This is a genomic window from Nonomuraea candida (genome assembly GCF_000725485.1).
GTDB lineage: Bacteria > Actinomycetota > Actinomycetes > Streptosporangiales > Streptosporangiaceae > Nonomuraea > Nonomuraea candida.
On record NZ_JOAG01000047.1, the window covers coordinates 1 to 13,910 of the forward strand.

13 protein-coding genes are annotated in these 13,910 nt (G+C 73.6%); 7 read left to right on the top strand and 6 right to left on the bottom strand.

What is annotated here, in order from left to right; translation table 11 throughout:
* On the bottom strand, positions 1 to 111 hold a 111-nt coding region (locus tag IO39_RS53325), incomplete at its 3' end, for a LysR family transcriptional regulator (protein ID WP_157549312.1).
* A 300-nt stretch (positions 112 to 411) separates the two neighbouring features.
* Here IO39_RS53325 and IO39_RS35445 point away from each other — a divergent pair.
* The 3 genes from IO39_RS35445 to IO39_RS35455 all read left to right on the top strand — a co-directional run bounded on the left by IO39_RS35445 (position 412) and on the right by IO39_RS35455 (position 1,771).
* Positions 412 to 750 carry a DUF1330 domain-containing protein gene (locus IO39_RS35445; protein WP_043632953.1) on the top strand — a complete coding sequence of 113 codons (339 nt, stop codon included), beginning with the start codon at positions 412 to 414 and terminating at the stop codon, positions 748 to 750.
* Between the two features lie 43 nt (positions 751 to 793).
* Positions 794 to 1,204: a sensor histidine kinase gene (locus IO39_RS35450; protein ID WP_043632955.1), complete on the top strand. Its 411-nt coding sequence runs from the start codon at positions 794 to 796 to the stop codon at positions 1,202 to 1,204.
* A 99-nt stretch (positions 1,205 to 1,303) separates the two neighbouring features.
* On the top strand, positions 1,304 to 1,771 hold the full coding sequence (locus tag IO39_RS35455; protein ID WP_043632957.1) for a MarR family winged helix-turn-helix transcriptional regulator: 468 nt from the start codon (positions 1,304 to 1,306) through the stop codon (positions 1,769 to 1,771).
* Between the two features lie 73 nt (positions 1,772 to 1,844).
* Here IO39_RS35455 and IO39_RS35460 read toward each other — a convergent pair whose 3' ends face one another.
* Entirely contained in the window at positions 1,845 to 3,215 is a 1,371-nt protein-coding gene (locus IO39_RS35460; protein WP_245642479.1) for an MFS transporter, read from the bottom strand.
* A gap of 439 nt (positions 3,216 to 3,654) precedes the next feature.
* Here IO39_RS35460 and IO39_RS35465 point away from each other — a divergent pair, with 439 nt between their 5' ends.
* Positions 3,655 to 4,125 (top strand): alpha/beta hydrolase family protein, encoded by a 471-nt coding sequence (locus IO39_RS35465; protein ID WP_342671462.1) that lies wholly within the window; start codon positions 3,655 to 3,657, stop codon positions 4,123 to 4,125.
* A gap of 27 nt (positions 4,126 to 4,152) precedes the next feature.
* On the opposite strand, the gene IO39_RS35470 is transcribed toward IO39_RS35465, so the two are convergent.
* From IO39_RS35470 to IO39_RS35480, 3 genes are all read right to left on the bottom strand, one after another.
* Positions 4,153 to 4,734, bottom strand: coding sequence for a hypothetical protein (locus tag IO39_RS35470; protein WP_157549315.1), 582 nt, complete (start codon positions 4,732 to 4,734; stop codon positions 4,153 to 4,155).
* A gap of 206 nt (positions 4,735 to 4,940) precedes the next feature.
* Positions 4,941 to 5,477, bottom strand: a complete 537-nt coding sequence (locus IO39_RS35475; protein ID WP_043632962.1) for a hypothetical protein — start codon at positions 5,475 to 5,477, stop codon at positions 4,941 to 4,943.
* Between the two features lies 1 nt (position 5,478).
* On the bottom strand, positions 5,479 to 6,804 hold the full coding sequence (locus IO39_RS35480) for a hypothetical protein (protein ID WP_043632965.1): 1,326 nt from the start codon (positions 6,802 to 6,804) through the stop codon (positions 5,479 to 5,481).
* A gap of 354 nt (positions 6,805 to 7,158) precedes the next feature.
* Between IO39_RS35480 and IO39_RS35485 the strand changes: the two genes are divergently transcribed.
* A complete protein-coding gene (locus IO39_RS35485) occupies positions 7,159 to 8,175 on the top strand; it encodes a helix-turn-helix transcriptional regulator (protein ID WP_043632967.1) in 1,017 nt (338 codons plus the stop codon).
* Between the two features lie 180 nt (positions 8,176 to 8,355).
* Here the strand turns inward: IO39_RS35485 and IO39_RS35490 are convergent, their stop codons facing one another.
* On the bottom strand, positions 8,356 to 8,784 hold the full coding sequence (locus tag IO39_RS35490) for a hypothetical protein (protein WP_157549318.1): 429 nt from the start codon (positions 8,782 to 8,784) through the stop codon (positions 8,356 to 8,358).
* Positions 8,785 to 9,753: 969 nt separating this feature from the next.
* Between IO39_RS35490 and IO39_RS59745 the strand changes: the two genes are divergently transcribed.
* Both IO39_RS59745 and IO39_RS35510 read left to right on the top strand, forming a co-directional pair.
* Positions 9,754 to 10,356: an FG-GAP-like repeat-containing protein gene (locus tag IO39_RS59745; protein WP_369332898.1), complete on the top strand. Its 603-nt coding sequence runs from the start codon at positions 9,754 to 9,756 to the stop codon at positions 10,354 to 10,356.
* 115 nt (positions 10,357 to 10,471) lie between these two features.
* Positions 10,472 to 13,570, top strand: a complete 3,099-nt coding sequence (locus IO39_RS35510; RefSeq protein ID WP_052423781.1) for an AfsR/SARP family transcriptional regulator — start codon at positions 10,472 to 10,474, stop codon at positions 13,568 to 13,570.
* The last annotated feature ends 340 nt before the right edge of the window (positions 13,571 to 13,910 follow it).

A 13,910-nucleotide genomic window follows, 5' to 3' on the forward strand; every position in this document is an offset into this window, starting at 1 on the left:
CTTGATCGCCTGGCTGACGCGGGCCTGGGTCACGTGCAGCCGCTGCGCGGTGCGGCCGAAGTGCAGCTCCTCGGCCAGCGCCAGGAAGATCTCGATGTCACGCAGCTCCACCTGCGACGCTCCCCTTCAATTGATTAGCGGGAGGTTATGGCATGTTACCGGACTGGGGATTGTTCGCCGGACGCCGGAACGCCAGGCTTAAGGACATCCGGAACACCGGTATTTGTGCGGATCCATCTGTCGGCGACAGGGGTGGACCGCTGGAACGATCATGAAGGAGACACGGCGATGAGCGACGCCTTCGACGTCGTCGTGATCGACGACGCCGGCCTCATCAACCAGGCGCCCGGCTTTCTCGACCGGGTGCCGGCCGGCGCCTGACCCGGCGCACACGTATCCGACGGAGGAATGATGACCGCTTACATGCTCGCGCACCTGCGCAGGCCCGCCGAGGTCCACCCCGAGGTGCTGGAGTACCTGGAGAGGATCCAGCCGGCGCTGGAGCCCTTCTCGGGCCGCTTCCTCGTGCACGGAGGCGCGCCGGAGGTGCGGGAGGGCCAGTGGCCCGGGGACGTCGTGCTGGTGGAGTTCCCGTCGATGAAGCACGCTCGCGACTTCTACGACTCGGCCGCCTACCAGGAGATCAAGCCGCTCCGCACCGCCCATCTCGAAGGCGACCTGATCATCGTGGACGGCGTCGGCCCCGACCACGACTCGGCCGCGATGGCGGCCGCCATGCGCTCCTCCTGACGGAGGCGCGCCATTCTCGACACTCACCACGGTAAGGAAGATCATGGCACTGGACGGACTCCGCCCGGACGAGCGGCTCGCGTCCGCCCCGGACCTGCGCGACCACCTCGAACGGTGGTCCCAGGCGACCGGAATCACCGTGGAGGTGTGGGCCGTTCCCGCCGCGCCCCTGGCCGCTCCGCTCGCGGAGCTCGTCCGGGCCACGGTCCTCGACGTCCTGGACGGCTTCGAGGCGGACGGCACGGTGCGGCACGTGGGCTTCGCGCTCACCATGAGCGCCCGCGGCCTGCGCCTGACCGTCAGCGGCGACGGCATCGGGCTGCCGCCGGCGCGACTCGCCGAGCGCCTGCACGCCGGCCACGCCCGGTTCGCGGCCCTGGGCGGCAGGCTGTCGGTGAACGCCGTCCTCGGCGGCGGGGTGACCGTCAGCGCGGCGGTGCCCGCGCCCAGGTGATCGCGCGGGCGGCCCGGCCGGGCCGCCTCCCGGCCCTCCGCCGAGCCCACTTCCCGCCACCAGGGCCCCGTACGGGCCTCGCGACAAGGACGGTATCCCGTGACCACCCCCCACGACCGGGCCGCCGAGACGAGCGTCATCGAGCTCACCGCCGTGCTGGAGGAGTTCACCCGGATGTTCATCCGGCTGCCCAGGGTGCAGCGGATGGGCTTCACGACGCTGTCGGTCCTGCACACGCTGGCCGGCCGCGGCCCCCAGCGGCTCTCCACGCTCGCCGCCGGCGAGCAGGTCACGCAGCCGGCCATGACCCAGATCGTGGCCAGGATGCGGCACGAGGGCCTGGTGGAGCGCAGACGGGACCCCTCGGACAAGCGGGCGGTCCTCGTCCACCTCACGGCGGCGGGCGCGGCCGTGGTGAAGGGACGCCGGGCCGACCGCATCGCGCATCTCACGGACCTCACCGGCCGTCTCACACCGGCCGAGTGGGCCCCCGTCCTGGCCGCCCTGCCCTCCCTCAGACGCCTGGTGGAGATCGACCGGCGCCGCGAGCAGGAGAAGCGATCGTGACGCGGCCACCGGGCGCCCGCCCCGATCCACGCCCCCGGCGAGGTGCCGCCTCCCGAGAAGGCCGGCCCTCCGGTCACGCGCCGTCCCGGCGATCGGGCACGGCGGCGCCGGAGGCGGCAGGCGGCTCGGCGACCTGATCGGCGGCCCCTATGCCGGTGGCGGCGGCCTGATCGGCAGCCTCCGTGTCGGTGGCGGCGGCCGGCTCCCCGGCAGGCGGGGTGCGGTAGGCGCGAAGGGGACCGTTGGCCGCGGCGACGGCGGCGACCGCCAGGACCGCGGACAGCCCGCCGAAGACCAGGGCGAAGGAGGCGGAGGTGGCCGACGCCAGCAGGCCGCCGCGGAAGTTGCCGAGCTCGGGACCCGCGACACCGATGACGTGCTCCACCGAGGAGACCCGCCCCCGGAACGCGTCCGGGGTCTCCCGTTGGACCAGGGCGCCGCGCGTGACGACGGACACGGTGTCGGCGGCGCCCGCGACGGCCAGGCAGCCGAGCGCCGGCCACAGCGGCCCCGCCAGGCCGAAGCCGGCCAGCGCCAGACCCCAGACCCCGGCCGCGGCCAGCTGCACCAGGCCGGCCCGGCGCGGGCGCGTCACCGTGCCGGACAGCAGGCCGGCCGTGATGCCCCCGACCGCGACGGCCGACAGGAACAGGCCGAGGGTGCGCGGGTCTCCCCCGAAGCGGATCTCGTTGACCAGCGGGAAGAGCGCGACGGGCATGGCGAGCAGCGTCGCGGCCAGGTCGGTGGCCATGGAGCCCCACAACGTCGGACGGCGCAGCACGATCCGCCAGCCGCCCCGCTCCGGCCGGCGCCCGCGGCCGGTCGCGCCCGTGCCGCTCGTGCCTTCCGGCCGCATGGCGGGCAGGCGGACCACCGTGAGCATCGACACCGCCACGGCCACCGCCTGGGTCGCGTACGCGGCGGGGAGGTCCCAGCGGGCGATGATCAGCCCGGCCAGCGCGGGCCCGGCCAGCATCGCCACCTGGAAGGAGAGGTTGGTCAGCGCGAGACCGGCCGCGACCTGGTCATCCGCCAGCAGCCGGACGGGGAGGGCGCGCCGGGCCGGGACGCCGAGCGCGCCGCAGCTCGTCCCGAGCGCGACCAGGGCGAGCAGCAGCAGCACGTCCCGATTGCCCGCCAGGGCCTGGGCGCACAGTCCCGCGGCGGCCAGCAGCTGGCCCGCAGTGGTGGCCCGCACCACCGTACGGCGGTCGACGGTGTCGGCCAGCGTGCCGCCGAGCAGCCCGAACAGCACCGTCGGCAGGCCGGTGGCGAGCCCGATCGCGCCGGTGCCCACCGGGCTGCCGGTCAGCTCCCAGACCTGGGCCAGCACCGCCACGTTGGCGATCTGCGCCCCGAGCTGGGAGACCGAGGTGCCGATCCACAGGTCGCGGAACGGCCGGCTGTCGCGCAGCGGGCGGGTGTCGAGAAACCGGAGGCGCACCCGCCTCCTCATCGCGGTTGCCCGGCGGGGTGGCGGAGCAGCCGCCGCCGTCCCGGCCGGCGTCGCCCGGAGGGATCCCATAGTGTCACAGCGCTAATATAACAGCGCTACGACAAAGCGCTCCTCGCTCCGGCGAGGCCCGAAGCGCTGTTCCATCCCCGAGAGGAGCCCCCTTGTATCCCCCGATCGAGCCGTACGAGCACGGCATGCTCGACGTCGGCGACGGCGACCTCGTCTACTGGGAGGTCTGCGGCAACCCGGACGGCAAGCCGGCGGTCGTCGTGCACGGCGGCCCGGGATCGGGCTGCTCGACCGGCTCGCGCCGCAGGTTCGACCCGGAGCGGTTCCGCATCGTCCTGTTCGACCAGCGCAACTGCGGCCGCAGCCGCCCGCACGCCAGTGACCCGGCGACCGACCTGACCCGCAACTCCTCCAGGGCGTGCCCGAGGCCCACCGCGACGGGGACGTGTTCGAGGTGCTGGCGGCGTACTCGCGCCTGCTGTCCGACCCCGACCCCGCCGTACGCGCAAAGGCCGCCCGGGACTGGGTCGCCTGGGAGGACGCGGTGATCTCCCAGGAGGCCAACGGCACGCCCGGCGCCTACGGTTCCCAGCCGGACGACGCCCTCATGGCCATGACCCGCATCTGCGCGCACTACTTCGCCAACGCCGCCTGGCTGGAGGAGGGCGCGCTGCTGCGCGACGCGGACCGGCTGGCCGGCATCCCCGGCGCGCTCATCCACGGCCGGCTCGATCTCGGCAGCCCGCTCCGGACCGCGTGGGAGCTGGCCGAGGTCTGGCCGGACGCCACGCTGCGCGTGATCGAGGACTCCGGGCACACCGGCAGCGAGACCCTCAGAAAGGTGCTGCACGAGGCCATCGAGGCCTTCTCGCCCGCCAGGGAGGGCTGACCACGGGGCGCGGGCGGTGCGGGGCGCTCATTTCTCCGGGGTGATGCGCATGCTGTGCGGAGACAGGGCCGCCTGCAGCCGGACGCCGCCGATGACCGTGCCCCGCTCACTGGCGGCGTTCTTCCCGGCCCAGTCCATCGCGCGCTTGCGCAGCTCCGGCTGAGGGACCAGGGCCGCGTCGGCCATGGTGGCGAACAGCGTGGTGCAGGCGTCTTCGCGGGTGCCGAGACGGCAGGTGGCCTTCAGCACCCTGATCTGGTCGGCGGCGTCGTACTCGATCTCCACGTACCTGTTGTCGTCGCCGCCCGGGGGCAGGCACCTCATCCACCGCTTGGCCCTGCTCCACGTGTCCGGCTCGCCGGGTTTGCTGGCACAGGTGTAGGAGTTGGCCTTCTTCATCCACTCGTCGACGATCAAGGAGAGGGTCACTCCGGGCAGGTACTGGTCGCCTGTGTCGGGGAAGCCGTCGCCGAACGCGAGGGGGGCGGTGCCGCCCCGCGGCTCGGCGGTGAGCAGCCCCGCGCCGCCGCCCAGCACGCCGCCCAGCACGAGCGCCGCGACGACCACGCCGGCCAGCGGGAGGAGGATCCCCTTCCGCCTCCCCGGCACACGCGAAGGCGGCGGGGGTGGTGGAGGTGGAGGTGGTGGTGGAGACGGCGGCGTGGGGAAGTGGTGCGGAGCGGGCGGCGGCCCGGGGGAAGGGTGCGGAGCGGGCGCGTGCTGGCGCGGCGGGGATGGCGGCGGCGCGGGCGGGACCGGGCGCCAGCCGGCGCCGTCCCACCAGAACCGGCCATCGGGAGAGCGCTGTCCCACGGTCATGTCGAAATCCTGACGTCGAGCTCGACGGCGTCGTCCTTCGACGTCACCAGCACGTACGTGTAGTCGAGAATCGTGGCTTTGGTGTCCTTGTCCGCCTCGATCATCTGCGTCAGCCAGTCGCGGATCTGGGCGGCGGCGGCCGGGTCGTCCCGGTAGGGCAGCACGGCGAACCAGCTCAGGTACGCCCGGCCGGCCTCGGTGAGCGGGCCGCCGTCGGCGTGGAAGACCTTGCCGGTCAGCCGGTGGACGCCGCCGTCCGAGACGTGCACCCACGACTGGAAGGCGATCGAGCCCACCACCATCTGGCACGACCAGGCGCCCTTCGACGGGTTCTCGCAGGCGTGGCCGCGGCCCTTCAGCGCCTCGACCAGCGCGGCCGCCTCGACCCCGGGGATGCAGTCGCGCGCGCCGCAGGACTGCGTCACCTGGCCGGCGCGCACGTCACGCGCGTACAGGTACGCGCCCGCGCCGGCCGCGAGGAAGGCGGCCAGGCCGGCCGCGAGGATCAGGATCCAGCGGGAGCGTCCGGCCACCTCAGGCACCGTTCCGCACGAACTGGTCCCAACGGCCGCGGAACGCGGCGGCGGACAGCCCGAGCACGTCCCGCGCCATCCGGTCGAAGATCGGCAGCTCGAAGAAGGAGGCGCCGGTGCTGGGCCGCTCGATCACCCGCGCGTACAGCTCGACCGCCGCGTCCCGGCCCTTGAGCCGCTCGGCGAGGCTGAACACCGACGCGCCCAGGTCGTAGTTGAAGCCGGCGTCCCGGCCGTAGAAGTCCTTGTTCGACGGCGGCGTGCCGCGGAACCGGCCGCTCCTGACCCCGGCGGCCACCCGGGAGCGCACCTGGGCGGCCCGGGCCGGGTCGCCGACCGTCTCGGTGTAGCGGGCGAAGCCCTCGACGGCCCACGTCGGCGGCCCCAGTTCGCCGACGGCGGCCATGGTGGCCCGCGCGGACACCGCGTGCGCCAGCTCGTGGCGGATCGTGCTCGACGGGTCGGCGGCCCCGTGGCCGCGCAGGTTCACCACGATCCGGGAGGCGGCGTACTCGCCCTGGTGGACCTGGCCGTTCTCGCCCACGCCGAGCTCACGGTGCTGGAGGCCCAGCGCCTCCGTGCCGGCCGGGCCGGAGGAGCCGTAGCCGTACCACTGCCGGAAGTTCGCCTTGTCGCGGGTGAAGAACAGGACGTGGCCCGGGTAGGTGAGCCGGTCGCCCCACAGCCCCTCGATGACGCCCAGCTCCCGCTCGGTGACGGCGGCGTAGCGGTCCAGGTCGGCGACGCTGCGGTCGCCCGCCAGCCACACCTTCTCGCCCACCTGGACCACCTTGAGCGCGTCGGTGTGCCACGGCGCCTCGGCCGCCGGGGCGCCGCCACTCTGGGCCGGCCGGTTCGCGATCGTCACCCGGGTGATGCCGGTGACCACGTCGCCCTTGACCTGGTAGACGAACGACTCGGCGGGCGCGATGTCCCCGGGACCGGCGTCCGCGGTCAGCTTGAGCACCCGGATGACCGGCCCGAACCGGCTCTCCCCGTCGGCCACGCGCTGCTCGGTGGTGTATTCGGTGATGTGCCGGACCTCGGCGAGCTCGAACTGGCGCAGGTTGGCGAAGACCAGCCTCTCGTACCGCATGAGCTCGTCGTTGGAGCCGTCCAGGTCGGCCAGGTACGCCCGCTCGTCACGATCCCGCAGCGCCGCGGCCCGGCGCTGCAGGAGCTTGCCGAGGCGCTGCTTGCCCGAGCCGCCGGAATCGTAGTCCTCGCTCTGGATGAACGGCCGCTGCGGCCCGCCGCACCCGGCGATCAGCAGCCCCCCGGCCAGCAGCACCGCGCGCCTCGACCAGGTCCCGTTCGTCTCCGGCATCCACTTCCCCCAGGATCTCGGTCGGCCCGCCCGCGGCCCGCCCCTCAGGAGACGTGCGTACCGGTACGTCGTCACCCGTCACCGATGGCTCGGCGACCCGAGTCTTCGACGGTCACGGGTGTCGACGGCGTCGCACACCGTACGACCGGACGATGCGGGCACCTCATCCCGCACCTCCCGCCAGACCTCTGCGGGAAGACAATGTAACGAGGCGCCGCGCGAGCGTCATTGGCGGTCAGCGCACAGTTGTTGCCGCGCAGCGCGCTCCCCGCCCTGGCCCGGCCCGCCGGCGGGCCGGGCAGGCCGGAAATTCGCTGGCCCGCCCGGCCTCCTCCGCCGCACACTGAGGGCGTGATGACGGAGGGTAACCGGCTGTATCGGGATCTGTGCGGGGCGCTGGTGCCCGGCGCGGGGCTGGAGGCGGTGGCGGCGGAGCTGTCACGGGTACTCGCGCCCGTGGTGCCGCATGACGCGCTGCGCTGCGGGACGAGCAATCCGTCGTCCGGCCCGGGCATCACCACGCTGGCGTTCTGGCACGGATACACCGCCGACCTCGGCCGCGAGCTGCTCAGGGCGGACCGGGCGGGAGAGTACATACGCGAGGTGACCCATCTGGCGGGCCGGCAGGTCCCCGTGACGGTGGCCAGGCGGCCCCCGCGCGGCACGCGTGACCGGCTGCTGGACGAGCACGGGGCCGGCGAGGAGCTGTGCCTGGCGCTGCGGGACGCGCGGGGCTGGTGGGGCCTGCTCTGCCTGATGCGGGCGGCGGCCGCCCGGCCGTTCGACGAGGCCGACGCGCGCCGGCTGGCCGCCGTCGGGCCCGCGCTCGCCGCCGCGTTCCGCCGCTACGTGACGGCCCCGGCTGTCAGGTCCCCCGGGCACGGGCCGCCGCCGGGCATGCTCGTCGTCGGGGCCGACAACCGGATCAGGACGATGACGCCGCAGGCGGGGCCGTGGCTGGAGGCGATGCGGGCGCATCTGTCCGTACCGGGGTGGCTGGCCGACTGCTCGTTCGCGTGCCTGGCGGCGGCGGCGCGCGAGCGGCCGGGGCCCCTGCGGTTGTGCGTCCCGGCGGCGGGATGCGGCTGGTGGACCACGATCGAGGCCCAGCGGCTCGGCGACGCCGACGACGTGGCGGTCATGATCCAGCGCGCGAGCGGCAGGTCGCTGATGCCCGCCTTCTGCGACTGGTACGGCGTCACCGCCCGCGAACGGCAGATCATGCAGCACCTCTACAGCGGGTCCGCGCCCAAGCAGATCGCCCGTGCCCTCGACCTGTCCGTCCACACGGTCGGCGACCATCTCAAGGCCCTCTTCCGCAAGACGGGCACGAGCGGGCGCGACGAGCTCATCGCGTCCCTCAACACCTGACCTGCCCGGGGGATCGCCGTCTCCGTCCGCCGGTCCGCCCGCCTGCCGGCCCCGACGCCGGCGCGGGGACGTCGGGGACGGTGTTCCGCGGACGGGCACCGAGGACGGTGTTCCTCCGCGGACATCGGCGGGCCCTTCTGACGGGAGAGGGTCGTCAAGGAGGCCCGCGTGGGGAGGGGGTCAGCAGGCGATGAGGAGCGAGAACGGCCGGTCGTCGTCGACGCTTCTCGGGCTCGGGCCCGAGGGGGTGGCCGTGCGGACGAAGAGCGTCCTCCCGTCCACCGCGCCGACCAGGATCGACGCGCTGCCCGGCCCGGGGTCGCCGCCGCCGTTGGTGTTGACGGTGCCGGTGAGGGCGCAGCGGCTGATGTCGGCGTTCGTCGTCAGGTTGTAACGCCCCTGGCCGAACTTGTTGACGTTGCCGATGCCCGAGGCGGCGAGCAGGTTCCCGTTCGCGGCCACCTTGGCCCAGAACGTGACACCCGCGGCCCGCTGGGCGGGCTGCGCCGCCGAGGCGTCCTGTGCCGTCGCCCCCGAGACGGCGAAGACGCCGCCGGCGACGAGAGCGGCCGCCGCCACCGTCATGGCCGCCTTGATCGAATTCCTCATGTCTACCTCCGTGAGCCGCAAGGACGGAGCCGAACCGCCGGATCGCACGCCGGCTCTTCGGCCCCTCCGTTTTCCTCCGGTGAATGCGCGTCCGCCGGAGCTCTTGTCGTCCAATGTGCGGCGTGGCCGCAGGTGGGCGGTATCCCGAGCTTTGGGGATTGCGGCGCTGAGATATTCGCCAGAGGCTCGCCATATCGCCAAATAAGAGGAAAAAGGCGGCGCGGAATTGCGCCCCCCTCGGCGCGCGCCGGTCCGCCTTGTGGCCCGTCTCCAGGCGCTATCGCCATTCTGGAGACGCCTTGCAGATCCTTTGTAGGAACGGCCGCGAGCGTAGGTGCTGTCGCTGACAAGCGCACTCCCCTCCGAATTCGAAGGACGTCGCCATGCAGACCACCGCCACGCTTCGCCTGCTGCTCACCACCGCCTCCGCCGCCCTGGCCCTCGGCGCCGGCCTCGCCGCCCCCGCCGTGGCCGCCGCCCCCGACCCCGCCAAGCCCCCGGAGCCTGAGGTCTCGCTGCTGTTCGACTGCGGCCGGTACGCCGAGAACCGCACGACCACCCGGAGCGAGACGCTGACCCGGTCGCGGACCTGGATCGACGAGCGGGTCCCGTACAGCCAGGCCGCCTGCCACGACAACAAGTACGGCAGCTACCGCACCGACTGCTCCGGCTACGTGTCCATGGTGTGGGGCCTGAGGTCCTCCTACACCACCGCGACCCTCGACCAGGTCTCGCACCCGATCGACCGCGCCGGCCTGCGCCCCGGCGACGCGTTACTGCGCCCCGGCCACGTCGCCCTGTTCATCGGCTGGGCGGACGCCGCCAGGACCAAGCCGCTGGTACGCGAGCAGATGGGCGGCGACGGCACACCCACCGTCGAGCGGGTCTGGACGCAGTCCTACGCCGCGACCTACACGCCGGTGCGCTACGACAAGATCGCCGAGGACGCGCTGGGCTCCTCCCTGTCGGGTGACGGCAAGGCGGACATCGCGACGGTGCTGCCGTCCGGCGAGGTCAAGGCCTGGCGCAACGGGGCCGGCTTCGCCGCCATGCCCTGGGACGCCGACGCGATCATCGCCACCGGCTTCACCAACGACAACCTGCACTTCGCCGACCTCGACGGCGACCGCAAAGCCGAGAACGGCGCAGGATTCGCCGCCATGCCCTGGGACGCCGACGCGATCATCGCCACCGGCTTCACCAACGACAACCTGCACTTCGCCGACCTCGACGGCGACCACGAAGAACAACCTGCACTTCGCCGACCTCGACGGCGACGGCAAGTCCGACATCATCACCGTCCTGGCCAACGGAGACGTCAAAGCCTGGCACAACGGCGCCGGATTCGCCGCCATGCCCTGGAACGCCGACGCCATCATCGCCACCGGCTTCACCAACGACAACCTGCACTTCGCCGACCTCGACGGCGACCGCAAATCCGACATCGCCACCGTCCTGGCCAACGGAGACGTCAAAGCCTGGCACAACGGCGCCGGATTCGCCGCCATGCCCTGGAACGCCGACGCCATCATCGCCACCGGATTCACCAACAAGAACCTGCACTTCGCCTGACCCGCACCTGCGCTGAAAGGCGGACCGCCACCACGGCGATCCGCCTTTCTTCGTTTACGGTCCCTGCTCAAGCCGGTACGGTGCAAAGCACGGGACTCATGGGGGTGTACATCGCATGCTCGTCTTGATGCTGGGGCCGATCGAAGTTCGGGCAGATGGCGAGACCGTACCCCTGGGAGGCGCAAAGCCGAAGGCGCTGCTGGCCGCGCTGACGCAGCACCCCCGCCAGGTCCTCTCCATCGAGCGCCTCATCGACCTCATCTGGGACGAGTCCCCGCCCAATTCCGCGACCGCGCTGGTGCACACCTACGTCTCCGCGTTACGCAGGGGCCTGGCCGCCATCGGGCGGCAGTCAGCCCTCGTCACCCGCTCCCCCGGCTACCTCTTCGACGTCCAGCGCACCGAGAACGACCTGGAGATCCACGACCGCCACCTCGACCTCGCCAGGCGGCTGGAGCGCGAGGGCGACCACGCCGAGGCCATCAAGCACTACCGGCAGGCGCTCGCCCTCTGGCGCGGCCCCGCGTTCGGCGGCGTCGAGTCGGCGTTCGCCCGCACGCGGGCGGCCGTCCTGGAGGAGGACCGGCTGAGCATCGAGGAAGGGCTCGCCCGGTGCGACCTGGCCGGCGGCAGGCCCGCCGAGTGCGCCTCGCGCATGGCCCGGGTCAGCGCCCTGCATCCGCTGCGCGAGGAGGCCAGGGAGCTGCTGATGCGCGGCCTGTACGCGAGCGGCCGGCAGGCCGACGCCCTCACCGCGTACCGCGACGGCCGCCGCCACCTGCGTGACGAGCTCGGCATCGAGCCCGGCGCCAGGCTCCGCAGCCTGCACGACCAGGTGCTCAGCGGCACCCTCGCGGCGCCCGCCGCCCGCGCGCCCGCCGGCACGGGCCCGAAGCCCGCCGCGGCCGGCCGGGCGCCGGCCGTGGTGAAGGAGCACCCGGTCCCGAACAACCTGCCGCCCGGGATCGGCGACTTCACCGGCCGGGCCGAGCAGCTGGAGGCCCTGCGGCAGTTCGCCGCGACCGCCCGCGCGCATCCGGGGCCGGCGACGCCCACCGTGGTCGTGTCGGGTTTCGGCGGGGCGGGCAAGTCGGCGCTCGCCGTACATGCCGCCTATCTGCTCAAGGACGTCTATCCCGACGGCCAGCTCTTCGCGGACCTGCGCGGCGTGGACGGCGACACCGGGGTCAGGGACGCGCTCGGCCGCTTCCTCGGCGCCCTCGGCGTCAGCGTGGCCGAGCGGCCGGACAACCTGGACGACCGCGTGGAGCTCTACCGGCGCAAGGTCGCGGGCCGCAACCTGGTGATCGTGCTGGACAACGTCAGCGGCGAGCACCAGGTGCGCAAGCTGCTCCCCGGCTCCCCCGGCTGCCTGGTGATCATCACCAGCCGGTTGCGGCTGACCGGGCTGGAGGCGTCCGAGCTGCTCGAACTCGGCTTCTTCCCCGTGGACGTGTCCGTCGAGATGCTCAGCAAGATGATCGGCCCGGACCGGATCGCGACCGACCCCGGCTCCGCCACCACCATCGCCCGCCTGTGCGGCGGCATCCCGCTGGCCATCCGCGCGGCCGGCGGCAAGCTGCTCGCCCGCCCGCACTGGCCGCTGCGCGCCCTGGCCGACCGCCTGTCCGACGAGCGGCGCCGGCTCGACGAGCTGGCGGTGGGCGACCTCGCGATCCGCTCCAGCCTCCAGCTCAACTACGCCGAGCTGACCGGCGGCCACCGGCGCGCCTTCCACCTGCTGACCCTCCTCGACCTGCCCGACTTCGGCTCCTGGCTCGTCGCGCCGCTGCTCGACGTCTCCACCCAGGAGGCGGAGGACATCACGGAGCACCTGGTGGACCTGCGGCTGCTCGACGTGGCGGGCGTCGACCCGCTCGGCCGCGTCCGGTACCGCTTCCACGACCTCGTGCAGCTCTTCGGCGCCGAGCACGCCGCCGGGGAGGAGGTGGACGAGGCGTTCGGCCGGATGCTGGCCACCTGGACGGCGCTGGTCGAGGCCGGGGCGCGCCGGCTGCCCCGGGCCACGCTCGGCCTGTGGCGGCCGTCGTCCGCGGCCGTGGACCTCGACCCGGGGTTGCGCGCCGAGGTCGAGGAGAACCCGACGGGGTGGCTGCGCGCGGAGACCTCGACGGTGGTCAGGATCGTCGAGCGCACCCACGAGCTCGGGGCCGACAAGATGGCGACGACGCTGATCGCCTCGCTGCTGTCGTCGCCGTTCGCGGTGCGCAACGAGTTCGACGGCTGGCAGCGCACGCTCGACGTGGCGCTCGTGGCGGCCAGGGCCGCCGCCGACCGGGGCGCCGAGGCGACCGTGCTCGCCCGCCTCGGGCAGCTCTCCTACGAGAAGGACGACTTCACCGCCGCGCGGGAGCACTTCCGGCAGGCCCTGCGCCACGCGGAGGCCGTCGGCGACGAGCCCGTCCAGGCGGTCGCCCGGGTCGGTCTCGGCGCCGTCCATCGGGACCTGGGACAGTTCGGGCCGGCCGCGGCCGAGTTCGGCGCGGGCGCGCGCATCGCCGAGCGGCTCGGTGACCAGCTCGTGGTCGCCGCCGCGCTGTACGGGCTCGGCACGACCCGCAGGGACGCCGGCGACCTGGACGAGGCGGCCGAACTCCTGCGGGCCTGCGTGGCGCTCAACCGCAAGCTGGACGACAAACGCGGCGAGGCGTTGTCGCTACGCGGCCTCAGCCTGTGCCACCGCGCGGCCGGCGAGCCGGGCCCGGCGGCGGAGTTCAGCGAGCAGGCCGTACGCATCCTCGTCGCGGCGGACGACCCGCTCAGCGCCGAGTACGCGCGCCAGTCGCTGGCCAAGGCCATGATCAGGCAGGGCCGCACCACCGCGGCGGCCGACCTCCTCGACGCCTCCCACCGGCTCTTCGACCGGCACGGCGACCGGTTCGGCGTCGCGCTCGTCACCCGGACCCAGGGCGAGCTGGCCCTGGCGGACGGCGCGGACGCGCGGGCCCGCGACCTGCTCACCACCGCGCTCGGCCAGTGGACGGAGCTCGGGCTCGACCTCTGGCGGGCCCGCACGCTGCGCGACCTGGCCGCGGCCGAGTCGGAGACGGACCCGGCCGCCGCGTCCCGGCACTGGCGGGAGGCGGTCGAGACGTTCACCCTCCTCGGCGCCCGCGAGGCGACCGAACTGTCCGCCACGGACCCGAGAACCTGGCGCGCACACACCCACCGCCCGGTCCCCGCACACGAATGACGTCCGGATCGGGGCCCGTCATCGCCGGAGCCCTCTGCCGGTGAGGGAAGGCGCCCCCGGTCACCCCTCTGAGCAGGGTGATCGTTGTCGCCGATCACCCGGTTGGGACGGTCGGCGCCGCTGCCTGGTGTTCCTCGCGTGCCTGCCGAGGACGGCGTCCCCGGGCCGGGCGCCCGCTGTCGGCCTGGTTGGTCGGGAAAGCGGGGTTCGATCTCCTCTGATCCTGATTGCGATACGGGCCCCGCGAAGAGGATCATGTTGGGCTGGCGCCCCGGAGCAGTGGCGAGGAGACCTCATGTCTCGCCCGGGTCCGGAGCCCAGACTCTGCCCGCCGGTCCAG

Bases quoted from the DNA above. Each gene is read 5' to 3' on its own strand.
- IO39_RS35510 (WP_052423781.1), top strand. From the start codon at position 10,472: ATGCTCGTCTTGATGCTGGGGCCGATCGAAGTTCGGGCAGATGGCGAG.
- IO39_RS35445 (WP_043632953.1), top strand. From the start codon at position 412: ATGACCGCTTACATGCTCGCGCACCTGCGCAGGCCCGCCGAGGTCCAC.
- IO39_RS35480 (WP_043632965.1), bottom strand. From the start codon at position 6,804: ATGCCGGAGACGAACGGGACCTGGTCGAGGCGCGCGGTGCTGCTGGCC.
- IO39_RS35450 (WP_043632955.1), top strand. From the start codon at position 794: ATGGCACTGGACGGACTCCGCCCGGACGAGCGGCTCGCGTCCGCCCCG.
- IO39_RS35490 (WP_157549318.1), bottom strand. From the start codon at position 8,784: ATGAGGAATTCGATCAAGGCGGCCATGACGGTGGCGGCGGCCGCTCTC.
- IO39_RS35485 (WP_043632967.1), top strand. From the start codon at position 7,159: ATGACGGAGGGTAACCGGCTGTATCGGGATCTGTGCGGGGCGCTGGTG.